Origin of the sequence: Vibrio renipiscarius (genome assembly GCF_000827885.1) — a bacterium.
In the GTDB taxonomy this organism is placed as follows: Bacteria; Pseudomonadota; Gammaproteobacteria; order Enterobacterales; family Vibrionaceae; genus Vibrio; species Vibrio renipiscarius.
Map to the genome: position 1 here is coordinate 449392 of NZ_JTKH01000003.1, position 24250 is coordinate 473641.

At 43.2% G+C, this 24250-nt stretch carries 24 protein-coding genes; 12 read left to right on the forward strand and 12 right to left on the reverse strand.

Features of this window, described 5'->3' with window-relative positions:
• Positions 1-3: 3 nt before the first annotated feature.
• From OJ16_RS19700 to OJ16_RS02340, 6 genes are all read right to left on the reverse strand, one after another.
• Positions 4-1149 carry a restriction endonuclease subunit S gene (locus OJ16_RS19700; protein ID WP_082030203.1) on the reverse strand — a complete coding sequence of 382 codons (1146 nt, stop codon included), beginning with the start codon at positions 1147-1149 and terminating at the stop codon, positions 4-6.
• Positions 1142-2626, reverse strand: a complete 1485-nt coding sequence (locus tag OJ16_RS02315) for a type I restriction-modification system subunit M (protein ID WP_040986942.1) — start codon at positions 2624-2626, stop codon at positions 1142-1144. The genes OJ16_RS19700 and OJ16_RS02315 overlap by 8 nt, the downstream gene beginning before the upstream one ends.
• The gene (locus tag OJ16_RS02320) at positions 2623-4122 is read right to left on the reverse strand and encodes a type I restriction-modification system subunit M (protein WP_040986944.1); all 1500 of its coding nucleotides are present in this window, start codon (positions 4120-4122) and stop codon (positions 2623-2625) included. Before OJ16_RS02320 ends, OJ16_RS02315 begins: the two co-directional genes overlap by 4 nt.
• On the reverse strand, positions 4119-4295 hold the full coding sequence (mads1, locus tag OJ16_RS02325; RefSeq protein WP_009842282.1) for a methylation-associated defense system helix-turn-helix domain-containing protein MAD1: 177 nt from the start codon (positions 4293-4295) through the stop codon (positions 4119-4121). Before mads1 ends, OJ16_RS02320 begins: the two co-directional genes overlap by 4 nt.
• Positions 4296-4554: 259 nt before the next feature.
• Positions 4555-7917 carry a DEAD/DEAH box helicase gene (locus tag OJ16_RS02335; protein WP_040986956.1) on the reverse strand — a complete coding sequence of 1121 codons (3363 nt, stop codon included), beginning with the start codon at positions 7915-7917 and terminating at the stop codon, positions 4555-4557.
• Between the two features lie 132 nt (positions 7918-8049).
• The gene (locus OJ16_RS02340; protein ID WP_072599938.1) at positions 8050-8256 is read right to left on the reverse strand and encodes an AlpA family transcriptional regulator; all 207 of its coding nucleotides are present in this window, start codon (positions 8254-8256) and stop codon (positions 8050-8052) included.
• A 119-nt stretch (positions 8257-8375) separates the two neighbouring features.
• Between OJ16_RS02340 and radC the strand changes: the two genes are divergently transcribed.
• From radC to OJ16_RS02355, 3 genes are read left to right on the forward strand one after another with little or no spacing between them, the layout of a single operon-like run.
• On the forward strand, positions 8376-8852 hold the full coding sequence (gene radC / locus OJ16_RS02345) for a RadC family protein (RefSeq protein ID WP_040986962.1): 477 nt from the start codon (positions 8376-8378) through the stop codon (positions 8850-8852).
• Entirely contained in the window at positions 8849-9277 is a 429-nt protein-coding gene (locus tag OJ16_RS02350) for a DUF2787 family protein (protein ID WP_040986964.1), read from the forward strand. The genes radC and OJ16_RS02350 overlap by 4 nt, the downstream gene beginning before the upstream one ends.
• Positions 9278-9323: 46 nt before the next feature.
• Complete coding sequence (locus OJ16_RS02355; protein ID WP_040986966.1) at positions 9324-9767, forward strand: DUF2787 domain-containing protein; 444 nt, start codon at positions 9324-9326, stop codon at positions 9765-9767.
• 256 nt (positions 9768-10023) lie between these two features.
• On the opposite strand, the gene OJ16_RS02360 is transcribed toward OJ16_RS02355, so the two are convergent.
• On the reverse strand, positions 10024-10542 hold the full coding sequence (locus OJ16_RS02360; protein ID WP_082030206.1) for a ribonuclease HI: 519 nt from the start codon (positions 10540-10542) through the stop codon (positions 10024-10026).
• A gap of 29 nt (positions 10543-10571) precedes the next feature.
• Here OJ16_RS02360 and OJ16_RS02365 point away from each other — a divergent pair, with 29 nt between their 5' ends.
• From OJ16_RS02365 to OJ16_RS02380, 4 genes are all read left to right on the forward strand, one after another.
• Positions 10572-10823 carry a hypothetical protein gene (locus OJ16_RS02365; protein WP_040986973.1) on the forward strand — a complete coding sequence of 84 codons (252 nt, stop codon included), beginning with the start codon at positions 10572-10574 and terminating at the stop codon, positions 10821-10823.
• 140 nt (positions 10824-10963) lie between these two features.
• On the forward strand, positions 10964-11299 hold the full coding sequence (locus OJ16_RS02370; RefSeq protein ID WP_040986977.1) for a hypothetical protein: 336 nt from the start codon (positions 10964-10966) through the stop codon (positions 11297-11299).
• Positions 11300-11405: 106 nt separating this feature from the next.
• A complete protein-coding gene (locus tag OJ16_RS02375) occupies positions 11406-12104 on the forward strand; it encodes a hypothetical protein (RefSeq protein ID WP_040986979.1) in 699 nt (232 codons plus the stop codon).
• On the forward strand, positions 12101-13582 hold the full coding sequence (locus tag OJ16_RS02380) for a hypothetical protein (protein ID WP_040986981.1): 1482 nt from the start codon (positions 12101-12103) through the stop codon (positions 13580-13582). Before OJ16_RS02375 ends, OJ16_RS02380 begins: the two co-directional genes overlap by 4 nt.
• A gap of 36 nt (positions 13583-13618) precedes the next feature.
• Here the strand turns inward: OJ16_RS02380 and OJ16_RS02385 are convergent, their stop codons facing one another.
• From OJ16_RS02385 to OJ16_RS20185, 3 genes are all read right to left on the reverse strand, one after another.
• Positions 13619-14263 (reverse strand): inovirus Gp2 family protein, encoded by a 645-nt coding sequence (locus tag OJ16_RS02385; protein WP_040986985.1) that lies wholly within the window; start codon positions 14261-14263, stop codon positions 13619-13621.
• Between the two features lie 293 nt (positions 14264-14556).
• Positions 14557-15279 (reverse strand): hypothetical protein, encoded by a 723-nt coding sequence (locus OJ16_RS20180; RefSeq protein ID WP_236688407.1) that lies wholly within the window; start codon positions 15277-15279, stop codon positions 14557-14559.
• A 253-nt stretch (positions 15280-15532) separates the two neighbouring features.
• The gene (locus tag OJ16_RS20185) at positions 15533-16027 is read right to left on the reverse strand and encodes a hypothetical protein (protein ID WP_236688406.1); all 495 of its coding nucleotides are present in this window, start codon (positions 16025-16027) and stop codon (positions 15533-15535) included.
• A 163-nt stretch (positions 16028-16190) separates the two neighbouring features.
• On the opposite strand from OJ16_RS20185, the gene OJ16_RS02395 reads away from it, so the two are divergent.
• Positions 16191-16808 carry a hypothetical protein gene (locus tag OJ16_RS02395; RefSeq protein ID WP_040986986.1) on the forward strand — a complete coding sequence of 206 codons (618 nt, stop codon included), beginning with the start codon at positions 16191-16193 and terminating at the stop codon, positions 16806-16808.
• Positions 16809-17244: 436 nt separating this feature from the next.
• On the opposite strand, the gene OJ16_RS02400 is transcribed toward OJ16_RS02395, so the two are convergent.
• Positions 17245-18141 (reverse strand): LysR family transcriptional regulator, encoded by an 897-nt coding sequence (locus OJ16_RS02400; RefSeq protein ID WP_040987138.1) that lies wholly within the window; start codon positions 18139-18141, stop codon positions 17245-17247.
• 99 nt (positions 18142-18240) lie between these two features.
• Between OJ16_RS02400 and OJ16_RS02405 the strand changes: the two genes are divergently transcribed.
• The gene (locus tag OJ16_RS02405; protein ID WP_040986988.1) at positions 18241-18849 is read left to right on the forward strand and encodes a short chain dehydrogenase; all 609 of its coding nucleotides are present in this window, start codon (positions 18241-18243) and stop codon (positions 18847-18849) included.
• Positions 18850-19056: 207 nt separating this feature from the next.
• Positions 19057-20328 (forward strand): mechanosensitive ion channel family protein, encoded by a 1272-nt coding sequence (locus OJ16_RS02410; RefSeq protein ID WP_040986990.1) that lies wholly within the window; start codon positions 19057-19059, stop codon positions 20326-20328.
• Positions 20329-20400: 72 nt separating this feature from the next.
• Here the strand turns inward: OJ16_RS02410 and OJ16_RS02415 are convergent, their stop codons facing one another.
• Positions 20401-21813 carry an amidohydrolase family protein gene (locus OJ16_RS02415; protein ID WP_040986991.1) on the reverse strand — a complete coding sequence of 471 codons (1413 nt, stop codon included), beginning with the start codon at positions 21811-21813 and terminating at the stop codon, positions 20401-20403.
• Positions 21814-22110: 297 nt separating this feature from the next.
• On the opposite strand from OJ16_RS02415, the gene OJ16_RS02425 reads away from it, so the two are divergent.
• Complete coding sequence (locus OJ16_RS02425) at positions 22111-22404, forward strand: hypothetical protein (RefSeq protein ID WP_040986995.1); 294 nt, start codon at positions 22111-22113, stop codon at positions 22402-22404.
• A 130-nt stretch (positions 22405-22534) separates the two neighbouring features.
• Entirely contained in the window at positions 22535-24067 is a 1533-nt protein-coding gene (locus tag OJ16_RS02430; RefSeq protein WP_040986997.1) for a bifunctional GNAT family N-acetyltransferase/carbon-nitrogen hydrolase family protein, read from the forward strand.
• Positions 24068-24250 lie beyond the last annotated feature (183 nt).

Consider the following 24250-nt stretch of genomic DNA (forward strand, 5'->3'; position numbering starts at 1 on the left):
TTCTCAGTTAAAAATATTATGAGACAGATTTCTGCCGACTAGAGCAACTTGCTTTTTCTTTAACTCCAACGCCATCTGCGTATTCTCAAAAGCATCTAATGCTGAACATATTTGATTAAGTTCGCATTTGGGAGGGACAGATATGATTAAATTACCAGTATTTTTTGTTCCAATATGCTTAATCTTTGTCCCAGCAGCAATACCTAGAAATCCTCCACTTCGATGCTTAAATGTCAATAACCAATAAAGATGACGTGCGCTAATTTTTTCTGAGTAAGCCCTTACTCTAATTAGAGTATTTTGAAAACAGTATTTCCCATCAATATCGAAGTATGCAGAATCGCCCACATCTTCTGCTTCTCCTCCCTCTACAAGAAGAGTGTCTCCAAACTTAAGCTTATATACATCTTGCTCAGCAGCCGTAAAGTTCATTTCTAAGACATCTTCTAGGTTTATTTTCCCACGTTTAATGTTTGCGGGCCTTAAATACCGAAACATATCCTCCCCATCCATATGTTGAGGAGCTCTCTGACGCCCACCCTTTACTTCACCTAAATCAGTAAGTCTTACTTTTGTCCAATGATTCTTTGGTGATAACGAACTAAGCAAAAAGCTATGGAACAGGGTTTTGAAACTATCTAGAGTTTCATTCGTTAAATTAAGAGAATGCTGTGCCGCATCAAAAACGCTTAGCAGTCGCTTAGCCTCCGTAGACTCTTGAGAAGGAATATCGAAACCTGCCAATTCCTTAAATTTTGTTCTAGGCGACAAAGAACCTGTTGATGTTTTTACTGCCCAACTCCAAAACTGCTCAGTCTGTAAGATTAGTGGCAAAATGCTTGAACCTTTGGCTTTTCCTAATGGCTCCAGGACGATAATATCCCCTGAGCAAATGCCGTCAAATTCAGCGATTGCTGCCTTTTTCAAGTATGGACGACGCTTTCCAAAGAGTATCTGCCCTTTTTTGAATACACGCGTAAAGCTAGGTGAGTCATCAGCAATCATTCCCCAACGCTTTATCTTTAACGAACCAGAATCCAGGTGTTCAAGGCCAATGTAACGCTCATAGCCATCGCCAATAGGATCTTTAGTCGTTAGCTTTACTTCTTTACAGATATCACCGAATTTTACAGTTTGTTTATCAGTCATTATTTTTTACCTCGTAACCTAACTGCTCGAGGCTATTAAATAGCTTATTAGTTTGCTTCTTAAGTTGTACTCGGCTCATTTTCCATGACTCAATAGCATGTTCGATATCATGTACTTCCTCACTAACCTTCGCTTTCACGTAAAGTGGAATAGATAAGTTGTATTGGTTTTCACTGATAGTGTTTAAATCAACCAGCGCAGCAATATCGCTTTGGTTATCTGGTTGGAAATAAGCTTCACATAGCACATCTAAATCAGCATCCGATAAACGGCTGTGAGCACGCTCGCGGGTTACATGTTCTACACCGTTGATAAACAGGATCTTGTTTTTACGCTCAACTGGCTTATTGCAGTTAAGTACTACAACGCACGATTCCATTGGCGAGTTATAGAACAGATTTGGCCCAAGTCCTATTACCGCTTCGATAATGTCAGACTCTATCACCTGTTTACGGATCGCTAGCTCTGAGTCACGGAACAGAACACCGTGAGGCCACAGCATAGCCGCACGGCCCGTATCCGGCTTTAAGCTTTTGATGATATGGGTATAGAAGCCATAATCCGCACAACCTTGCGGTGGTACGCCGTACATATTGCGACCATACGGGTCCGCTGCAAACTTTTCACGGTTCCACTTTTTGATGGAGTAAGGCGGGTTAGCAAAGATGACATCAAACTGTTTGAGCTGGTCGTTCTCAATAAACTTAGGGTCGCCTAGGGTATCGCCACGCATAACATCGAACTCTTCAATGTCGTGTAGGAACATGTTCATACGTGCGATTGCAGAGGTTAGCAGGTTTACTTCTTGGCCATACAAATGAACGCCACGCCACTCTTCACCCTGAGAACGTAGGTCCATCACAGCATTAAGCAGCATACCGCCCGTACCACAGGTTGGGTCATACGCACTCTCACCCGGCTTGAGCTTCATAATACGAGTCATCAAATGAACAACAGTACGATTGGTGTAGAACTCGGCTGCGGTATGGCCTGAGTCATCCGCAAACTTTTTGATCAAGTACTCGTAAGCCTCACCCAAGTCATCTTGAGCGACAGACTTAATACCTAGCGGGATTTTACTGAAATGTTGAATAAGATCCGATAGCAAATGATCAGGCAAACGCTCTTTGTTGGTCCACTGCGCATCCCCAAATACACCGTGCAAACGCTCATTCTTTGCTTCAATCAAACGCAGCGCATTTTGAATCGCTTCACCAATATCTTTGCTAGTGTTGCGAACTTTCTCCCAGCTTGCTTCCTCTGGGATATCGAAACGGTGATACATCGACATCGCTGCATATTCGGCATCACCTTCGTGCAGCTCGAGTGCTTCGTTATACTCTTCTAGATATACATCCGATAGTCGCTTAAAGAACAGCAGTGGGAATACGTACTGCTTGTAATCAGACGCATCAATTTGGCCACGCAGGAACTCGGCTGCCCCCCAAAGTAGCTCTTCTAGTTTGTTTTTATTCATAGCTCAAAGCCCTCTTTGATTAACAAGGCTTCTAACTCTTGTTCAGCCACTTCTAATGCCGCTAATTTTTGCTGGAAATCTTTCAATACTTCTTCAACGGTAATGGTTTCTTCTTCTAGCGGCTTTTGTACATAACGAGCGATGTTCAAGTTGAAATCGTTCTCTTCAATCTCGCTATGTGGCACCCAACGTGCGACACCTTCAATGTCGTCAGCTTTAGGGCCTTTGGTGCGCATCTGCTGATAGATATCGTATATGTCGTCTGCTTGTGTTTCTGACAGTGTATTTTGCGCGCGACCTTTGGTGAAGATTTCTTCCGCATTTACAATCAACACATGGTCTTTGTGCTCTTCTGGTCTTGCTTTACGCAACACAAGAATACAAGCAGGAATGCCCGTACCGTAGAATAGGTTTGATGCTACACCGATTACCGCCACGATGCGGTTTTCTTTTAGTAACTTGGTTCTGATTTTACCCTCTGCTCCACTACGGAAAAGTACGCCATGTGGCAGCACGACCGCCATGCGCCCTTTATCATTCAATGAAGCAAACATATGCTGCACCCAAGCGAAATCCCCGTTGGTTTTTGGTGCTAAGCCAAAGCTTGCTCGGCCATAAGGATCACTTGTCCAATAGTCGTAACCCCACTCTTTTAAGCTAAATGGTGGGTTTGCGATTACGCAGTCAAAGTTTTCTAGTTGGTCATTTTTCAAGAATTTAGGGTCACGAAGTGTATCACCACGAATGATTTCAAAGTCTTCTTGTCCGTGTAGGAACAAGTTCATTCGAGCAATAGCTTCGGTAGTCAGGTTCTTCTCTTGACCTTTGATTTTAAGAAGACGTGGATCACCACCGTTCTCTTTAACATGGTGGATGGTTTCAAGCAGCATACCGCCTGTACCACAAGCCGGGTCATATACACTTTCATTAGCTTGTGGGTCTAGAATATTGACCATAAGACGAACAATGGTACGTGGCGTATAGAACTCACCTGCTTTCTTGTTTGCTTTATCAGCAAAGCGCTTGATGAGGTATTCGTAAGCACGACCCATATCATCATTACGCACACTCGATACGCCAAGGTTAACCTTGTTGAAGTGATTGAGTAATGTCGATAGCAGTTCGTCTGATAGGCGCTCTTTGTTGGTCCAGCTCGCATCACCAAAAATACCATGGAGCTGTGGGTTTTCTAGCTCAATGCCACGGAACGAATCTTTTAGGGCTTGACCGATATCCTTGGTTTCTGCAAACACATCTTTCCAATGACAGTTAGCTGGAATTTGGATGCGGTGAAACATATCGCCTTTCGCAAGCTCTTCATCACCCACCTGCTCCAACGCCTCTTCGAACTCTTCATCGTAAACATCACAGATACGCTTAAAGAATAGGATTGGGAAGATGTAGGTTTTGTAGTCTGAAGCGTCGATTGGACCCGTGATTATGTGGGCCGCATGCCAAAGGTGCGCTTCTAAGTCTTTGAGATTTATTAATGTCATTGCTTACTCTTATTCTCTTCTATCCACGCTTCAAGGTCTTCACGTTTGAAGCGCCAAGAACCGCCGACTTTAAAACCAGGAAGCTTTCCTTCGCTTGCTAATCTATATGCTGTTTTTTCGGCCAACTTTAGATAAGCAGCCACCTCTTTCAAGGTTAAAATTTGGTCTACCATTCAGAGTGTTATCTCATGTTGGTTTTATTCATCAGAATTAATGGTGAGAGAATATGGGAAAATTGGGGAATCGGCAATGTGAGATAACTCAATACAAGACTGAGTGCATAGAAAAAATACAAATGCCCACCAGCTTTCGCTGGTGGGTATTCATTCTATTAGTAGCATTTCATAACTATCAATACGGTGATTGCTTGAACGATAGCCTCACCGCGATGTTGACAATTCAGTGACTACAGAGTTTAAGACAAGCACTCACCTAGGGAGTTAGCAATGTCTCTTTGCATTGTATGGGACTCTCGCATAGTGGATAGTCATTCGTACTAAAGTGATTCAACTTTCTGTATGTTTTGTCAAAATAGCGCTTGTCGGACCAAACCTGAATATCGCCGATGACAAACAAGTGTTTTTTGGCTCGGGTAACAGCTACGTTCAACAAATTTGGTTTTGAAGAAGCCCAAGATGCCCCGCCACTGTTTTTAATGTCGCAACCGAGAACCAAAATAACGGTATCATTCTCCTTGCCTTGAAAGGTGTGCACAGTCCCTACGTTGTATTTCAGAAAGTTATTAAACTCCTTTTCATTCCAACTCGAGCTACTAAGCAGCTCTGACTTGCTACGCCTCAGATCTTCTTTCAACTCTTTTCTTACCGCTTTAAATGGTGTTATTAAATAGATGCTGCTTAAGTCGCCATTGTGCGCTGCTAATTCGAGTAAAAGGGCTTTAACATCTTCACCCAACTCACGTTTATACTGTTTGTGTACACAGTCTCCTTGTGAATCATTCCAGCTATTATGTCCTAAAGCCTTATGAATTCTTGGCTCAACGTCTTTATCGTTGTCAGAACCATGTATCATTCGATTGTTATAAGCTATTTCATTCGAAATGCTAAACATTGGCTCGATACATCGGCGATGTACCCATAACGGGATGCCTATCCATTGTTCTTCACCATCCATATCTATCATACAGCCATACGGATTAACGCGATCAGCTAACGTCTGAACTGACCACATACAAGGGTCCCACTTCTCTGATTTTTCTTGCAACTTAGATTTCATTAAGTAGTCAATCAGCTCTGGTGGCGATGTAAACACAGGTTCAATTTGCAGAGGGTCTCCAACAACCACCGCTCGCTTAGCACGAAGCAAACCACCTACCGCAGATTGTGGTACAGCTTGCCCTGCCTCATCAATCATGAGCCAACCTAGAGATTCTGGCGGCAGCTTAGAAAACATATTTCCCAATGAAGCAAAAGTCGTCGAGACCACGGGGACAAACATAAATAGTATCTGCCAAATCTCCAGAGCATTCTCGCGACTCTTCCCTAATACAACATCATTGATTTTTCTTATCTGTGATAGAAAAGTACTCTGTTTGCTGGCTTCTATCAGCCAAGCCTCGTGCAGTTGTAACGCAGCCGAGTAGATGTCAGACCGCAATTCATTAATAGTCACGTGTTGCCAGCATGCGTGCCTCTGCCTATCATGTCCCTCGATATCATCAGTCACTTCCGGTAAGTGATATCCTTTAAACTCCGTTCTATAGGCATCTAACTCATCTAAAAACTTCTGCTTTTTAAGCTCTTTAGATTGAATATCAACCTGCTGCTGTAAAATTTTCTTTGTACATCCTTTTCTCTCGATTTCTTTGGAATCAACATTACCAATAATCAAGCGAATAGATTTTTTGACATTTTCGTACTCACCGAGTTTTTGAGATAGTGAAGCCTTATATTGTTTATTTTTCTTAGTATTAAAGAACCGACTAAACCAACCAGGCGAGTTAACCTTCAATAGCTCAAGGGAAATTGAAATTTCTTCTTCCCTTCTCACTTCAGCATTTCTTGTTGAGCGAAGGACATCTAGCTCTACAGAGAGCGTATGAACATGGTTTTCTAGCTCATCTAGAACTAGGTTCATTTGATGCAAATCAGCATCAAATTGATGTCCATCGAAAGTCTTTTGCAGGCTATCAAAATAGGCTAACTTGTCATTCAACTCATGGAAACGAGATAATTTCTCGTTAAAGGTCTTTTTGGCAATGTGAAAAGAGGGCCCGGTATAAGTTGAGCGATATTGCCAAAAATTCAAGAAGTCTAAAGAGGGCTCTCTAACCGCTGGTTCATTGCCTTTTTCATAGTGATATTTAAAGAAAAAGCGATCGAGAAACCTTTGCCTCTTTTTATAAGCTCCCATAGCAGCTGAGATATTTCCCCAGCTCTGCTTTTTATCGTCCAAAGGTTGTAAACGACCTTTCTTTTCATCAGCACTAACTTGATTTGCTACAGAACGAAAAAAACTGGTATTAACATATCTATCAGCTATCGACTTTGCTTGAGGAAGCTCTTTTGAGATATTTTCAACGGCGGCATTGTTCGATGACGCCACGACCATTTCAAAATCAGTAAGTTCTTTAACAAGGAACCCTTCTGGACTTAACCCATCGCTAGCTTTCGAAAAGGAAGCTAATACTTTCGCTCTCTCAACAATATTTTGTGCAATTATATCCCGCAATAACGTCGTTTTACCTGTGCCTGGAGGACCATTAACCGAGATCACTCCACCTGCTTTCAGCTCCTTGAATACCGTATTGATGGCAAACTGCTGCATTAAAGACATGTTATGCGCGGGCTCTGTCAGCCACCTTCCTTCTGGTGTTTCTTTGGGGTTCAAGTGATTATGAATCAACGGTATCGAATCGTTGGTATACAGATCAACATGCTTATGACTGGATTGTCCCAAGTAGGTTTGAAGGGGCTGGCTGGCCTTGCCAGTAGAAATCGCATTAATGGCCCGCTCTATATCTCGAATATAAAAGCTGTTTAGAATAGGTAACTGAGATTCGTCTTCTTTCGATGAATCATCATTATCGTCTTCAATTTTTCCTGGAGCCTTTTTGTTCTCCAAAAGATTGTCTGACTTCGCCTCATACTCATAAAAAGCCATTTGAAACGGGTAAACCTTTGAGTGCTCTGAAAGCAACAAATCTTGATTAGAAATACCAGCCCATTGGTAAAGCCCCTCAACCAAGCCCATTAGACTTTTCACACAAAGAGTATGCCTTCCCTCTGAGCTAGGATGGTTAGGCAAGGTGGCTTCCCAGCGATCCACAAACTCGTTAAGATCGTCACACCGACTATCAAATCGTTCCTGAGATATACTCCCAGCCCTTCCCCTTAGTAACTCTGCCAAAGCCCACGGTAGCGTGCTTACCGAAAAGGTATCCAACCGAGGGGTACCAAACTCATCCAACATCAATTTAGCAAAGCAAGACGCACCCTCATTATCTCTTCTTTGCTCTATTTCTTCAGAGGCACAATCCTCCTGGCTGCGGGTAGAAAAGTACTCCGCAACTTTTTTATCTATCGCCGATTTATCGAATAATCCCAGATATAGTGTATAAGTACACTTTTTGCCTGGGGTAAGGCCAAGTAAATCACGAGCCGCTGGATCTAGCCACGGAAGTAGATGGTTACCACGAGACTTCAACTCGTGACACGACACATTTACTGGTGCAATTTTACTGTCGTCTTTATCTGGTACTGAGTAGGCTTGAAAAAACTCCACTAAATGCCAGGATTTCAATATATTTATCGAGTCTTCTTTTCTACTATCCACGAATTAACGCCTATCAATACCATCAAATATCATTAAGTTACGATAATATACAGCCTGATTGCATAAGGCGATGAAGAATGACAAAAGACTGATAGAGTGTGACGGCTCCCTTAAATACAAAGCGGCATTGAATTACCTTAAAGCTAGACACTCCTCCATCCACTCATCCACTTCACCTTCCACCCAGGCCACGGCCCTATCCCCCAAACTGATGGATTTTGGAAACTCACCATCATTCATTTTTCGGTAAATCGCTGAACGGCTTAATGCTGTTTTTTCCATTACTTCTTTTAGTTTTAGAAATCTCATGGGACGTCCTCCTATGGCTGTGGTCCTCATGGGATAAGCAAGTTCGGTAAAAAAAAGTAGCATCGGCACATGGTGCACACAATCAAAAATTCTTCAGGTATATGTCATCTCTGTGAATCTATTCCATGACTGATACAGGAAGCCTGAATATGTCCCATTTTCCCCGTTACGGTAGTTTGTTACCTCAAAAAGAATATGAGCACCGTGTGCTCGAAGAAGCCGCTGAAATACTCAAAGATCGTTATGTTCGTGGTGATGCTTTTTCAAGTCCCGCGGCAACCTCTGATTACTTACGTTTTAAACTGGCAGGGTATGAACATGAAGTTTTCGCGGTCATGTTCTTAGACAATCAGCACCGCTTGATTGAGTTTAAAGAGCTGTTTCGTGGCACGGTTGATTCCGCAAGCGTTTATCCTCGCGAAGTAGTGAAAGAAGCACTGCTCGTTAACGCCGCTGCGGTGATCTTCGCCCATAACCATCCTTCCGGCGATCCTGAACCATCACAATCGGACAAACGGATCACTGGGCGTTTAAAAGAAGCGCTCTCGCTGGTGGACATTCGAGTGCTTGACCATTTCGTGGTAGGTGACAGTTGCATCTCATTTGCTGAGAGGGGGTTGCTATGATCATCGATGATTACCGAGGTATCCGGTTGCCAATCAGCTTTTGTGAAACGATAGATAACCTATTGGCACGTTTCGAGGTTCCTGATGATGCAAAACGCCTAGTATTCAACTTTAGAGATCCGACATACTATCAATCCAGAATGGGACTACATCCTGTCGAAATACAATTAAGCAGAGACAATGATCGGGCGCCTTGGTCATTCGCGTTTCTCGCCAGCTTTTCTTATCAAAGCAATAGTACCCATTCCCTTGATGTCGAGTTGTATTTTCATTTACGTAACCATTGGTGTTATCAGCCCGATGCTGGCACTGCTGATCTCTCACAGCCTGCTGTTTTAGATCTTTTCAACACCTGGTGCACAGCACTAGAGCGACACATAAATCGCCGAGCATTCAGCGATATCCAGTTAAGCCAAATCAGTTAAACCCTTTTCTGTTCACTTTAATCTTACCTTTGTAGGAGGCATCACCATGTCTGATATTTTGTTTAATGCTTCAAGCTTGCCTGTTTCAAAATCACTCCATTCCCTTCTGAGTAAAAGTCTTATCGAGAAGCTCGCTGAAGAGGAGCATATTGCCACCAGCACTTATCTCGTATTTAACTTTCGTGATAGTTCCTACAGCGCTGAAGCGGGCGGTTTTCATCCTGTTGAAATTGCTATTGCTCAATCAAGTGATGGGCGATGGAATATTGAATACGCGACAGATTTTGCGTACGTGGGTAGTGCTTATCCTGAGCTGGAACGTTGTCTCGACTTCGACTTTCGAGATCAGTCGTTTTATGCTCAGTACAGTGGGTGGGCGCCAATGAAAGGAAATATCTCAGCCATCGAGCTTTATCAGTTATGGGAAAGTAACTTTCTTACTTACGCCGATATGGAGGTGTATGACCAGGTTTCTGTTACGCCGCAATGAACTTCTCTGAGTTACTTTGCCAATAGCAACAACGCATTCACACCGTGGATTGATGTGCTCACTGAGCACGTTAGATTGAAGGTAAAACCCAGTGTTTGGCCGTGATAAAAAGCCAAAATAAAATGCCAATATAGTGTGCCATTTGAGGCTCTATATCGGCATATTTTATTACAAACGCTCGCCTTTGAGAGAGCAACAAACCCTTGTGGTACAAGGGCTGAGTGCCATCTAAGAACCGAGCATAGGCAAACTGGACTTACAACTTGCTAAGCGCTTGTTTTGCCATGTTATACGCTTCGTTCAACGCTTGATGCATACTTGGGGTTGCTCTGATTACCTCGACGTATTTCTCGCCTCGGAGTGCATCTACCTGTTGCCATAAGTCGCGATTCGCTACTGGCTTTTTGTCTGACTTTCGCCAACCTTTTTGCTTCCAGGTATCAATCCACTCGTTAAACCCACGAACACAAAAATCACTGCTGGTGTAGATGACATCGCCATCACGCGCATACTGCATGCACTCCACCAGCGCAATCAGCTCTAGCTCTGTATTACTGGTGTATCCCTGCATCGGTAAACATTGCTGGTCCATTAACTCACCAGCTTTGTCGTACACCACCAAACCAATTCCACCATCGACACTGGACGCCGTGACTGCAATATACAATGCGCATGATTCATTTTTCATTGTTTGTTCCTTTTCTATTTTGACAACGCAACGTGCTTGTCTCTCATCAGATAAGGATGTGATGTGAAAAATGAAGTACGCTCGCATCACCGTGCCCTGAACCATAAGGACACGTTATGACCACCTTTTCTCCGCTACGCGAGAAGATCTTAAAGGCCCTACTGAAAGCCGCCCTCGCAGGCTATCACCATCTCAGTGCCCACTTTCAAAAGGTCAAAGCTGAAATGACAGAACTCAGTGACCACGATTTATTTGAAGAAACAAAGCATCACCCCACCCTGCACTTACGCAGCCTCTTGGCAAGCTTTGAGCTCATCCAGCGTGGCTACTATCTCAGCGATATTCGTGACGTGAGGAATGACCTTTAACTTCATGCCACAAGTAATCTGCGTGTCAATTCACAAAACCATACCAATAAAATTGAGTGAGACATTATCTGTCTCACTCGTCCGTATTCTTTCACCAATTAACAGCAACGTGCTCTACGTGCAGGTCGAGGATAAAGCAAATGAGTAAAAGCAACGTATTACATCACGTTAATGAACAGTCTCTAAATGACCTTATTCGCCGCCATGAATCATTCACTTTAACGAATGTGAAAAATTTCAACCAAACGGTGAAGAAGGTAGAGCGACTAATAGAAAAACAAGGTCTTTCGTGCCGTATATATACCGCAGGACGCTCTGCCACTATGGCAGCAGCTCTGGCCTCAGGACCCGCAGTCATCTTTGGCTTAGCTTCTGCCGCAGCTATTGCGACACACAAAATAGCGACGTTAAACCCTGACTATGAAATCGCTAAGTATCCACTGGCTGAAAAGCTTGTAGTGAACTTTAAGAAGTAACCCTTACTAGGGCTGTGTGGCCACCAGTCCTCCCATTTTTCCCGCGTTCTCTCCAAAACATTCATGTCTTGGGGCCAGATAAGTGTGCTTAAAATTTGGTGGTCCTATGTCTACTAGTACAAATCGACGAAGTGCCGAGCACCTCGAATTGATATTCGAGATTTATTCATTAATCCCCACAATACGGAAAATAACAGCACGTGAACTGCACCTTGCTCTTAGCGATAAAGGGATCACCCGAAGTAAACGCACTATCCAGCGCGGCCTTGATTGCTTATTGGCTTACTTTGATGTTGAACAGGATGCGACAAGCAAGCCTTATGGTTACCGCCGTACAGCGAATTCAAAACTGGCTTTAGGTCCTCGTGAACACATGGTGTTTTTGTGGGCAGAAGCCTACTTAAAAACGCTTTTACCACGTTCTTACCATCTCATGGTGGATAGTGCTTTCGCACCTTTTAGCACTCTAAGTACCAAGCGCAAACTGATCGATATTCGGCCGCCAGTCACTACTTACTCCAACGAAACAAGCAGTATGGTTTTTGAAACCTTATGTACTGCCGTGTTTTACCAACGTGAAGTTAGGTTATCACTCATAAACCTACCTAAGAGCCTGTATGTCAACCCATTGGGATTTATCGTGGAGCAAGACCATTTTTACCTTGCATACCAATATCGAGACAGCTTTCACGTAGTCCTCATCAATAAGGTTTTGTCTGCGTATCTAACCACTTTTGCTTATCACTACCCCAACAATTTTTCACTTAACAACATTCCCCTTTCCAAGAAGGAACTCACACCATGAAACACACAACGATAAAAACGACCTTGAGCATATCTGGGTTATTACTACTCGCCGCATGTGGCGGTGGTAGCGATAGTAATGGAGGTAGTACTAATCCAAGTACGTCTGCCAAAGTTGGCGGACTGGCGATTGATGGTTATGTTGAAGGTGCTACCGCATTCCTCGACTACAACTTCAATGGTGTGATGGATGAGGATGAACCTCGTGACATCACTGATCAAAACGGGCGCTTCGATTTTGCTATTGAAGAAGATGACTTAATCTGTAAAGAGTACTCGCCAATTATCGTTGATGTACCTGCTGGTGCGTACGACAGCGATTATGGGTTAGTTAATAAACCTTATCGCTTAACCTTTCCACCCTCATTCTCATCTGACAACGTCGGCGAAGATGTATTTGCTACGACTCCATTCACTACAGTGATTTGGTCAGCTGTTGAAACGGATCTATTGCAAAGTGGTGTAAGCAACTGCAAAGAGTTAGCTGCTAATACTGAAGCGCAAAACAAAGTTTCACGTCTAGTCGCCGAGAAGGAATACGAGTTGGGTAACCGCTACAACATTCCTGCTAACGAGCTATACGCAGACTTCATCGCTTCTGGTAACACCGAGCAGCATCAACTAGCCCAGCTTCTAACCAGCGGTCTAGCAAAAGGCTACGCTGAAACTTCAGCTCTAGTCGATGCGAACCCTAACGCTTGGAAAGCTACAGTTGAGTACTACGTTGAGAAAGACGACGCAGGCAATTTCACTAAGTGGTATCGCGAAGAACGCGTGTTCGATGCCGACACACATTCTCTACGTGTATTTGAAGTATCTGCTGACTTAGAAACTGTAGGCCGTCTCATCGTTTACCGTAACAAAATCAAAGCCGAAGAAGGCGCGGTGCAAAAATACACTGATGACCTAATCGACTACCTGCCAGAAATCAGCAAATACGGTTGTGGTTTAACTAATGATTACGTACAGAACTCAAAAGACTACGGCAACGACACAGTTACATTCTCTGTATCAGCTTCTGTTCTAGTTGACGACCATACTGCATGTGCAGATCCACTCGTGTACTCTTCTAGCGTACCTTACGCTAACGTCATTCGTGAATTGAAAGACGGCAATGTGTTACTACAAGCTGGTATGTGGGGTTTTGACTTTGGTAACGATGCTGTTATCGATGACCTAATCAACGATGGTTTGTACTCTAACATCACAGACCCAACAGTGCTGGACCAGTTCTCAACTTGGAACTACTCACTGGACTCAACTGAATCTTACGATGCATCACGTTGGACACGTACATCAGTTGTAAGTACAGCTGAGAAAAATGTCATCACAGACGTGAACAGCAAGGGTATCTGGATTGTACGTACCACTTACCCTAACGGCACTCACCAAACGCAGTGTGGTGACTCTCTAGATACTTTAGTGGACGTGGCTCATATGGGGATGTGTGAAGAACTGCCCATAGTGCCTTCTAACTAATCATAACGAGTCGAGAGGGGATCGCTCCCCTCTTATCTAAGTTCGAGAACACCCAAAACTTCGATATCTATCGCCGTAGTGTTTTGTCTCAACTTTGGCTAAGTAGCTGACTCGTTTAAATAGATCATCTAACTGCTGGTCAAACCTATCTGAATTAAATTCTAACCAATAGGTCGGGTTCTCGGGGAAGTGGACCAAGGTATCACCTTCATCGGCTTTTATATCCAACGCTCGACACCACGCCCTCTTTATCATGTCTGATAAGTTACCTTTTTGCTCGAACCTACCAAGAGAATGGTAGACGTCTTTGTTCAATAACAAGACAAGGTGGTAATGGTGGCTCAATGACGTGCTTCTTTCTTTACACCAAGCATATCGAACCTTACAACTACGAGCAGTTTGACCTCTCCTTTTTTTTCGACTGAGATCAGCTTGAATCTGAGCATCCAACGAAGCAATTAGGTTCTTTATTACACTAGAGTCATCAAACAATAAGGACTTCGCTAAACGTAAGTCCACTCTAATCGCTGTCGTTCGAGGGTATTGTGTAACAGCTTTATCAATCGTGTCGTATAACCTATCGAGATAGTTAAGAACTAAACCACCTTTGGGTGTCAGGATTGGTAATCCGTTAAATGTATCACTTGTCGTCGTTTTAAGTTTTTTGGTTCTGAAGCTCATCGCTATACCTGTTAGTCAATTTAATGGCATAGGATGGGTAGGCATGGTTATTTAATGAGGTTGAAACCTCAATCTAATGAGTGATGATGTTTCGTGGTTAATCCATGAACTATGGAGTAATAATATTACCATACCGCAGCAGCTACATAGTCAATGGGTCCTCAACTAGGTAATCCATCCTAGTTTTTATCTAAAGCTGATCAGAAAATCACATCTGCTCTATCTACTTTCGGTGACAAACCCTAGATTCAACGTATTGAAACAACTCTGAAATAAAGTCCTCCCCTCAGTCATCAAGTACTGCTTTTAATCCAAATCGAATAAGTGGTGTGTTCTTTTATCATTATGTTATCCAAATCCACGCCAATGACACGCCTTCTAGCGAGGGACTCACTGATATAATATTTTGAGCCGACGATATTCAGATCGTAAACGGTGTCATCAGTGCTATATGACGCCGAAATATCACAAGAAGGATACTTCCCCTTTGTAGGTGAATAATGTTGAAAGTCATGAATCAATAGACTGATCGTTTTCAGCTTAGCATCGTGCCCACAATGTCCTCGAATCACTTTTGCTAATGACATGGCAAGTCCCAAAGAAAGAGAAATCAAACAACTCTTCCAAAAACAATGCGTATCTTCTAACCACTCAAGGTCGTTTTGTGCATGGAGGTATTTCTGAGTAAATATCGAGCCTTTCTGAACACGCTGCTGAAGTTCAGAATCTGACTCAAGCAACTGTTCCAGTTTTTCAAACTTATCCATAGTTAGGGATTGCCAATACTTTACCAGTATCAAAGCCGTCAAGAGTTCTAACTTAGCCAAGATACCCAAAGTGAGTCTATGCAACCTTAAAAATGGGTCTAATTCGAGCTGCCGAAGGTTAAAATTATCGACACATTCTTTCTGCGATTGGTTAGCACCTAACATCTTATGCCTAGGTTTCAACCATAATTTCTTCCCGATTAAAAAAGAGAGTTTGAATGGCAGTTCGAAGTCAAACTCATACTTCAAAGAACACTCTTTACCAACTCTATAGACTAGGTAGCACTCGGGGGTCTCATAAATAAAGTCGCTGACGTTTTTTAATATTTCATCAACAAATAGGGCATTCCTTGTGTTTTTCCTCGGCGACAGAAAGCCTAAATCAATCTGATAACGCTTTCCAAACTTGCCGAAGTAGATCGGACATACTCCACCACCAGCCTCACATCTGATAAATCCAATGCTGCGTAGTGTTGCTAGTTGAGATTTCAGACGGCTTTGATTAATCCCCCCCCATTAAGCGGCGTATTTTCCCTTCACTCAATAGCTCTTCACTTCCAGTTGCGGATGACTGAATAAAACCCAATTCATTTGCATGAAGGATAAATATCCCGATCAAAAGAAGGTTTGAGGGCCTAAGTTTTAGCTCTTTTGCTTTTAGGGCAGTCTTAACTTCTGGTGAAAACACCTCCACAAATGCCTCATGAACGGATAGCTCCCCCTCCTCCGTCAATGAGTCGATATAGACAGAATCAAAAGTGAACTCGTGCTTCCCATGCCTTACCTTTATAACCTCACCTACACGGTGAGATTGAAGATATTCAAGTAATTCTGAAACGACCTTATGGGATACTCCAAAGCTATCACGAAGACGTGAAACGGATACATCGATCCTCTTTTCCCTGCCATTCATTCGCTCGAATATTATCGCTAAAAATAAGTATCGTCCTTCAGGAGAAAGTGGACCAATCTCAGATAAAAACTCAATAACACGCACTAGATACAACCATATATACCCTATTTAATAATCAATAATAAGAAAACAACACAAGATTTAAAACTACATTAATCACAAAATTAAAACATGTTTAAATTATTATTTTAAAGTTATATTTTTACGTATACCATCAGTTGAGCATAAACGAATGGGATAGAAGTTCATGACAGAAAAATCACTCGAAAGCAGAATGAGTTGGTTCAAAGCAGATGACCGAGAGATGGCAATCTGGTTAAGAAGCTATGCTAAAAGGCATACATGGATAGAAGATTTGGCGAGTAAGGATACGCCCGATAGATCCCAACTCGACATTAGCTTTGCTCAGAATTTCATCAACAACTGGACTAACACGGAGTCAGTCAGCAACGATGATAAATATCAGGTAAATTTGTTAAGAAGTGCTTGGCGTAGCTATTCAAACCGAACCAAAACATCAACATTTTCGTTGTCTAAAAATGCGCAAAAATCTCTCGACTACCTATCGAAACGACTGAATGTATCTAAAACATATGTAGTGAATGAAACGCTTGTTGCAGCAGTTAAACTCATCAAGAACAACAAAAACAAGAAATTCGAAGCCAACCTTTTACTTCCACAATTGGACCGAGAAGAGCACGTACTTGATTCACTTCTAGAAGAACTATTGGATATTGATGAACTAAAAAAGGAAATTGCAGACTTGAAAGCAGAGAATGCAGTCTTACAGGAATCACTAGTGAGCAATCAAAATGTTACTCCCAAGCCTGAACGTGCACTAGGTCAGAGACGACGACCAGATTGATTTACTATTAGAATCCACAGAAAGAATAATGTAATGACATGAAAATGAGGCAAACGAATGACGTTATCTGCCACATACTCTCCTTCTACTTACGTTAAATAGCGCCACAAAAAGTGATAGAAAATCACTGAGATTACGCGAAGCAATTACTTTTAGGAACCACCTTAGGAACCTGTAAAAAAATCAAATCGACATAAATTGATAACTTTCAATGAATTAAACGTTAAATTCAACTTACGCCAGCCCACCAAACGTTTGGAAAGGGCCAACTCGCAAGAGTTGGCCCTTTTTGTATTTAGCGCAATAACATTTTCAAAACTGGATATAAGTAAACCAGCTGATCCCTTCCCACTCAACTGCCTATAAAACCATAATGAACCCGGTAAAAGACAAGGCTTGAGCCTGTTGTTATTCGTTGCGGTCCAAGAGTACAGTTCTAAATAAGATACCTTGGATTCGCTCGCAGCCAGTCCACTACTGCTTGATTAAATTTAACCAACTTTGACGGTGTGATCCTGCGCTGCGCGTAAATCAAACTCAGCTTATGAGACTTGGCCGACCATTGCGGTAATACTTGCAACAACTCTCCTCGCTCAATCATTGCTTCCACATGCATAAACGGAACACAAGCCAGCCCCATACCTTGTTGTGCCAAAGACAGAATAGCCGTGTAGGTGTTGGCTCGAATATGCCCCGTCACTTGCTTAAAGACAATCTCATCTCCTCGCACCAATTGCAGGTGGTTCCAACGCTCATTTTGACTATTCAGCACAAATGGTAGCTGTTCAATATTGTCTATGGTAACCGTCTCTAAAGTGGTGAAAAAATCCGGCGCGGCAACTAATACGTTACGCATATCACCCAATTCTTTTGCTACCACATCCTCTGGCAATGTATCAAAGGCACGAATCGCCACATCAAACTCACCTAGCTCGATACGCTTTTTTTCTGGGCCAAAATCACAGATCACCTCAACTTTTGGGTTTTGTTGGCAATATGTCGGGATAACGCTCTGGCACAGTGAGCGCCCAAACTCTAATGGTGCGGTGATTCTCAACTCACCACTAATCTCTTGCGCCATGTCTCGCACCCGCATTTCAGCTTCTGTTGCCAACAATTGAATCTGTTTTGCCCGCGTTAATAAGTCACGGCCAGATTCGGTCAAGCTAATCGAACGAGTGGTGCGATGGAAGAGCTTACTATTTAGTGACATTTCTAAACGCTGAATATGCCGAGAAACCAGCCCTTTCGATACATCCAATACATCCGCCGCTTTAGTAAAGCTGCCCTCTTGCGCCACCGTCAAAAAAGTCTGTAGATAGGTCAAATTCATCATTAACACCATTTAGTAAACAGTGCGCTCATTTTGTGTGGTTTTTCTGTAACTCTCAACACCATAAGATACAAAACATAAACACAGCGGAGAAAAACAATGAAAATTTTAGTAATCGGGGCAGCAGGTACCATTGGTTCAGAAGTCACTCAAGCACTTCAAGAGCAGCACGAGGTGGTAATGGCTGGTAAATCAAGTGGTGATGTACAAATTGATATTACCGATCCCAATTCAATTCATGCTGCACTAGATAAAATTGGTAAACTTGATGGCATCATTTGTGCTGCTGGCGATGTGGTCTTTAATACCTTTGAAAAAATTAGCCGTGAAGAGTGGGATGTCGGCATTAATAGCCGTTTAATGGGACAAGTTAATTTGGCACAAATTGCCCTCAGCTACCTGAACGATAATGGCAGCATCACACTGACCAGCGGTATCGTTGCTGATTATCCGATTGCCTATGGTGTCAGCGCCGCGACGCTCAATGGCGCACTTGAGCACTTTGTAATGGCCGTATCACACGAACTACCACGTGGAATTCGTATCAATGCGGTTAGCCCAACAGTTGTGAGTGAATCACTGGCTACTTATGGTGACTACTTCCCTGGTTTTCATTCTATGGCTGCAAAAGATGTCGCGAAATCTTACCTACGTAGTACGTTAGGCATTGAAAATGGTCAAACCTTCAAAGCATTTGCTGGTAACTAACGTCCTTTCCTAGACATAGCCGCTCTATTGAGCGGCTTTTACGTCATTATCAAGTATCAATACTCGTGGCTAAAAGCGCCCCGCCTCTCCTCTAACACAAACTTCCGTTCAAGCTGTTATTATCACGCTACACTATAAAAATGAACGAGTTGCATCACTACTCGTTCTTTCCCTCCCAGACAAATAACAACAAAAGAGGATAAGACTTTGCTCGAACACCATGTTCGCAATTACATTGCCACCAAATTAGCGAACGCTGGCATTAGCAGCGATCCTTATGGTATTGAGTTAACGAGTGTATTCGCCTTGGTATCACTCGCGATCGCGGTATTTAGTTACTTAATTGTTCATCACGTCATTGTTCGATCGGTTAAAAATGTACTGCAAAAAACCAATAAGCCGCTCGCCGAGAGCTTAGCCAAATTCGATTTATTGGGAAAAATATCGCTACTCGTGCCACTGATGATCTTAGATGTGTTGTTACCAATTGCGGTTGGGCACTACGCATTACTCGCTGGCATTCTTGATCGGGTACTCAGCATATTGCTGCTGTTTATGATTATTTGGCTCATTTTTGCCCTACTCGATGCTTTCAATGACATTGCGACCTTTAAAGGCATCACACGTAAGATGCCGATCAAAAGCTTTGTTCAGTTAATAAAGCTGTTCACATTCTTTGTCGGCTTAGTCGTTTTTGTTTCTATTCTAGCCAATGAATCCCCCATTATTTTCTTATCTGGTTTGGGGGTTGCGACGGGGTTTGTGATGCTGGTGTTCAAAGACACCATATTAGGGTTTGTTGCCGGGATTCAGCTTTCTGCTAACCGTATGATCAGCTTAAATGATTGGATTCAGATGAACGCTTATGGGGCGAACGGGACGGTTGAAGAGATCTCGCTGACCACCGTCAAGGTCAGAAACTTTGATAATACGGTCAGCATGTTGCCTGCTTATGCCTTAGTGCAAAATGCTTTTATCAACTGGCAGGGAATGTCCGATTCAGGCGGTCGACGCATCGAACGCTCAGTCAACATTGATGTCACATCCATTCGCTTTATGGATGATGATGAAATCGAATCGATGAAGAAGATCCGTCTGCTGCGCCAATATATTTACGAAACCATGCGCGATATTAATGCGTACAATGAAGAACTTGGTGACGATGCTGATGGCATCGGCAATATTCGTAAGATGACGAATCTAGGTTTGTTCCGTGCTTATCTCAACGCTTATCTGCGCGCCAATAAGGACATTCATCAGTACATGCTCATTATGGTGCGCCAATTGCAACCGACACCCGAAGGGATTCCTTTGCAGGTTTATGCATTCTGTAACAACGTTGATTGGGTGGTTTATGAAGGGGTGCAGGCGGATCTCTTCGACCATATCTACGCCATGATGCCACTATTTGGCTTGCGTCCTTATCAAGCGATTAGCAGCAATGACGCGCTGACAATAGGGGCAGGACGTCAACACTAAATCGCGTCGATGATTAGAGAAATGCTCACTAATCATCGACGTTTTTTCTTTGCTTAAGGCTAAAACCGATCGCTAATTTAGCGTCTTAGCAAAGTCTCCCACTTTTTTCGTCACCGGCAGCCACTCTTTATCGTGTGCTTGCTGCGATACGGTGGTCAACTTCCCATCGGCAACGATCACTTGGCCATCAACAATAGTATGAGTGACGTTTTGTGGATAAGCAGAAAATGCCAAGGTGGCGAACGGATCGTAGTTTGGTTGGGTGTTTGGCGCATCAGTATCCACGATAACGATATCCGCCTTTTTGCCCACCTCTAATGAGCCAATCTCATCGTCCATATCAAGTACGCGAGCCCCACCAATTGTTGCCAATTCCACTAACTCGTAGGGCGTAAATTTGGCGTTGTCGCCATGGTTCGTGCGCGCAACAACCGCGGCATAACCCATGACATTGATGATATCCATTTGATTGGATGACATTGGCCCATCAGTGCCTAAGCCCACATCTAAACCTTTATTAACCATATCCCATGAGGGCGAATAGCCATTGTTGCCTTTGGTATTCGCTTTAGGGTTATGAGCAATACCCACACCATGCTTCTTAAGCAGATCCATGTCTTGTTCATCAAGATGGTTAACATGCGCCGCGACTAAGTTATCAACCAGAAAACCAATGGAATCTAAATACTCAACGACCGATTGGTCTTTGCTCATTTGATCTGAAAAAGCGTCCGTCTTAGCGTCTTCCCACGTAAATTCGGCAAGGTGAGTCAGTAGCGGCACCTGTTTTTCAACCGCGAGGTCTTTGGCTTTGATCAACCATTCTGCCGATACGGTATAAGGAGCGTGGGGGGCAACAGCCGGCGTGATAAGCGGATGGCCTTGCCATTCATCAATGAATTTTTCAGCGTATTCCAAACCGCCGTAGGGTTGCTTTGCATCCACGACAGGAAAACCAATCACGGTCTCACCGAGTACGCCACGAATACCAACCTCTGCGACCGATTTTGCGACTTCGTCTTCGTGGTAATACATATCGGTAATCAAAGTCACACCCGACAATGCCAACTCCATCGCCGCATGGCGAGAAGCGGTGCGGATCAACTCTCGAGACAACATTTCTTTTTCAAGAGGAAACATAAAGTTGATCAAACGATTTTCAACACCATTTTCGCCCAAGCCACGAAACGCCACCATTGGGATATGGTTGTGGGTGTTGATCATTCCTGGCATCACAATGTCTCCACCAGCATCAATCGTGCGTGCGGCTTGATATTGCTGCTCAAGTGCCATCGAGCCAATGGCGATAATGCGATTGCCCTTAACCACAATCACGCCATCATCAATGATTCTTTGCTGACCATCCATCGGGAGAATCTGAGCATTTTTGATCATAAGATCCGCAGGCTCGCTAGCAAAAGAAGGCAAGTGAACACAGGCTAACGCGACCGTAGCAGCAACCATTGTTTTCGTGAACTTTTTCATGTATTTACCTATATAAACACGAACAGATGAACGACAAAATATGGCGCTGATATTAACGACACTACTGGGAATTCTGTAGATAAATTAAGCACGACTTAGCGACGAGATTCACAGTTTCAATAAATCCTCTGTCGCCGCTCGCCCTCCCTTGCTCTCGGTACTCCGATAATCCCATCCGCGCCGTTTTTAATCCGCTAAATTTAATCTCGATCAATTGTCTTACAAATTTAATCCATCGTTCATCTTCCATTGTCTACACTTGGGAGTGATTAACATCACATAGATAAGGAGTTAACCATGATCACTGTTTATCGGGAATACCCTCTTTCTAACCATCCTAACTTGCATGCTCGTGTTGAAGTCAATCCAATCGGACAGCTTGATATAGAAATCGTTGAACTCTGTGAGAAGCACAGCTCTGAATTTGATCATTTGTCATTTGAATCAAAAGGCAGCGCAATTTGTGTATGTGGAAAAGACCAACTTTCTGCCTGGCAATTGAGTTTAACCAATGGTGATGGGCGAGAGCTTTCATTACTGATCGATAAAGCCAATGAAGAATACGAAACGTTAATGCGTGACTTGATGTAATTCATCACGACGGTTTACACAAAGAAAGCTTATAGCGGTAGTCGAAACTGTGAGTTATTGATATATCTGACCTATTCTATTTATGGCATTCTCAACATACTGAATAAAACGCTTAAATGGATGGCCTAATATGGACAGCAATACGCCAAAGCTTTCTTTACGTACAATCGAATCAACCGATTATCCCGAATTGGCACAATTGATGGATCTTGTTTTTCATGATGTCGGCGGCTCTTGGCCGCGAATGACCATTATGGATCTCATTCATCAATTTCCAGATGGTCAAATATGCATTGAAGATAACGGCAAAATCATTGGGGCCGCGCTGACAATCAAAGTCGACTACAACCGCTTCTCTCTTCCTCATCTGTACACCGACATCATTACTGAAAATAACGTCATTCAAAACCAAGTTACGGGTGACGCTATGTATGGTCTAGATGTCTTTGTTCATCCCGATTACCGCGGATTACGTTTAGGTCGTCGACTCTATGATGCCCGTAAAGAGCTGTGTCGTAGTATGAACTTTAAAGCCATTCTGGCTGGGGGGCGCATTCCGCATTATCACCAACACGCAAGCGAAATGAGCGTGGCAGACTATATTGATAAAGTAAAACGCCGCGAATTACACGACCCGATCCTTTCATTTCAATTGGCCAATGGCTTTGATGTAAAACGCATCATGCGCAACTATTTGCCTGAAGACGATGCCTCAAAAGGGTATGCAACGCTCTTAGAGTGGGATAATTTTTTCTACGAAGACGACGTGCAATCGGTCCATGATGTCGAAAAAACACTAGTTCGAATTGGGGTCGTTCAGTGGCAGATGCGCGCCATGAATGATTTGGAAGACCTGCTCGATCAAGCCGAATTTTTCATCTCATCATTGGCCAATTACAAAGCCGATTTCGCCCTCTTCCCTGAGTTTTTCAATGCGCCACTCATGGGCTTACAAAAAGATCAAAACTCGGTCGAAGCCATTCGCTTTCTGGCCAGCTTTAGTGAAGAGATCAAATACCGCTTCTCCCAAATGGCGGTCACGTACAACATCAATATCATCGCAGGTAGCATGCCCGTCATTGAAGACAACAAGCTGTATAACGTCGCTTACTTACTGCAGCGAGATGGCCAAATTGATGCGCAATATAAAGTACACATAACACCGCATGAAGAAAAAGATTGGGTGATTGATGGTGGCAATAAAATTAACGTCTTTGAGACCGATGCCGGCCGAGTCGGTATTCTAATTTGTTACGACAGCGAGTTCCCTGAGTTGGGAAGAATGATGGCCGAAGAAGATGTCCAAATCATCTTTGTCCCATTTTGGACCGACACAAAAAATGGCTACCAACGTGTACGCATCTGTTCACAAGCACGCGCGATTGAAAACGAATGTTATGTGGCAATCGGTGGCAGCGTCGGCAATTTGCCTCGCGTCGACAATGTGGATATTCAATACGCGCAATCCGCCGTTTTCTCACCTTCGGATATTTACTTTCCGCACGATGCGACCTTAACTGAAGCCAGCGCAAATACTGAAATGATCATTTTCGCTGATGTGGATTTAACCAAGCTAAAGCAACTGAATACGGAAGGCTCTGTGACGAACTTACGTCATCGTCGCCTTGATCTCTACGGTGGTTTTACCCAAGCGAAAAAATAGCAACGTTCTTTCCTATCGCCGTCATCTATCCGCCTCAAATACTCGAAGAGGCGCCTCTGGAATGACGGCTTTTTTATATCCCTCGCTCAGTATTCATATCCGTATCTCGGCAATCGCTTCGACCCTGCATCGCACAATTCACAACACAATTCACAACACCGTTCAAAGCACAGTTCATAACAT

Bases quoted from the DNA above. Each gene is read 5' to 3' on its own strand.
- OJ16_RS19700 (WP_082030203.1), bottom strand. From the start codon at position 1,149: ATGACTGATAAACAAACTGTAAAATTCGGTGATATCTGTAAAGAAGTA.
- OJ16_RS02315 (WP_040986942.1), bottom strand. From the start codon at position 2,626: ATGAATAAAAACAAACTAGAAGAGCTACTTTGGGGGGCAGCCGAGTTC.
- OJ16_RS02320 (WP_040986944.1), bottom strand. From the start codon at position 4,122: ATGACATTAATAAATCTCAAAGACTTAGAAGCGCACCTTTGGCATGCG.
- mads1 (WP_009842282.1), bottom strand. From the start codon at position 4,295: ATGGTAGACCAAATTTTAACCTTGAAAGAGGTGGCTGCTTATCTAAAG.
- OJ16_RS02340 (WP_072599938.1), bottom strand. From the start codon at position 8,256: ATGAGGACCACAGCCATAGGAGGACGTCCCATGAGATTTCTAAAACTA.
- radC (WP_040986962.1), top strand. From the start codon at position 8,376: ATGTCCCATTTTCCCCGTTACGGTAGTTTGTTACCTCAAAAAGAATAT.
- OJ16_RS02350 (WP_040986964.1), top strand. From the start codon at position 8,849: ATGATCATCGATGATTACCGAGGTATCCGGTTGCCAATCAGCTTTTGT.
- OJ16_RS02355 (WP_040986966.1), top strand. From the start codon at position 9,324: ATGTCTGATATTTTGTTTAATGCTTCAAGCTTGCCTGTTTCAAAATCA.
- OJ16_RS02360 (WP_082030206.1), bottom strand. From the start codon at position 10,542: ATGCGAGCGTACTTCATTTTTCACATCACATCCTTATCTGATGAGAGA.
- OJ16_RS02365 (WP_040986973.1), top strand. From the start codon at position 10,572: ATGACCACCTTTTCTCCGCTACGCGAGAAGATCTTAAAGGCCCTACTG.
- OJ16_RS02370 (WP_040986977.1), top strand. From the start codon at position 10,964: ATGAGTAAAAGCAACGTATTACATCACGTTAATGAACAGTCTCTAAAT.
- OJ16_RS02375 (WP_040986979.1), top strand. From the start codon at position 11,406: ATGTCTACTAGTACAAATCGACGAAGTGCCGAGCACCTCGAATTGATA.
- OJ16_RS02380 (WP_040986981.1), top strand. From the start codon at position 12,101: ATGAAACACACAACGATAAAAACGACCTTGAGCATATCTGGGTTATTA.
- OJ16_RS02385 (WP_040986985.1), bottom strand. From the start codon at position 14,263: ATGAGCTTCAGAACCAAAAAACTTAAAACGACGACAAGTGATACATTT.
- OJ16_RS02395 (WP_040986986.1), top strand. From the start codon at position 16,191: ATGACAGAAAAATCACTCGAAAGCAGAATGAGTTGGTTCAAAGCAGAT.
- OJ16_RS02400 (WP_040987138.1), bottom strand. From the start codon at position 18,141: ATGAATTTGACCTATCTACAGACTTTTTTGACGGTGGCGCAAGAGGGC.
- OJ16_RS02405 (WP_040986988.1), top strand. From the start codon at position 18,241: ATGAAAATTTTAGTAATCGGGGCAGCAGGTACCATTGGTTCAGAAGTC.
- OJ16_RS02415 (WP_040986991.1), bottom strand. From the start codon at position 21,813: ATGAAAAAGTTCACGAAAACAATGGTTGCTGCTACGGTCGCGTTAGCC.
- OJ16_RS02425 (WP_040986995.1), top strand. From the start codon at position 22,111: ATGATCACTGTTTATCGGGAATACCCTCTTTCTAACCATCCTAACTTG.
- OJ16_RS02430 (WP_040986997.1), top strand. From the start codon at position 22,535: ATGGACAGCAATACGCCAAAGCTTTCTTTACGTACAATCGAATCAACC.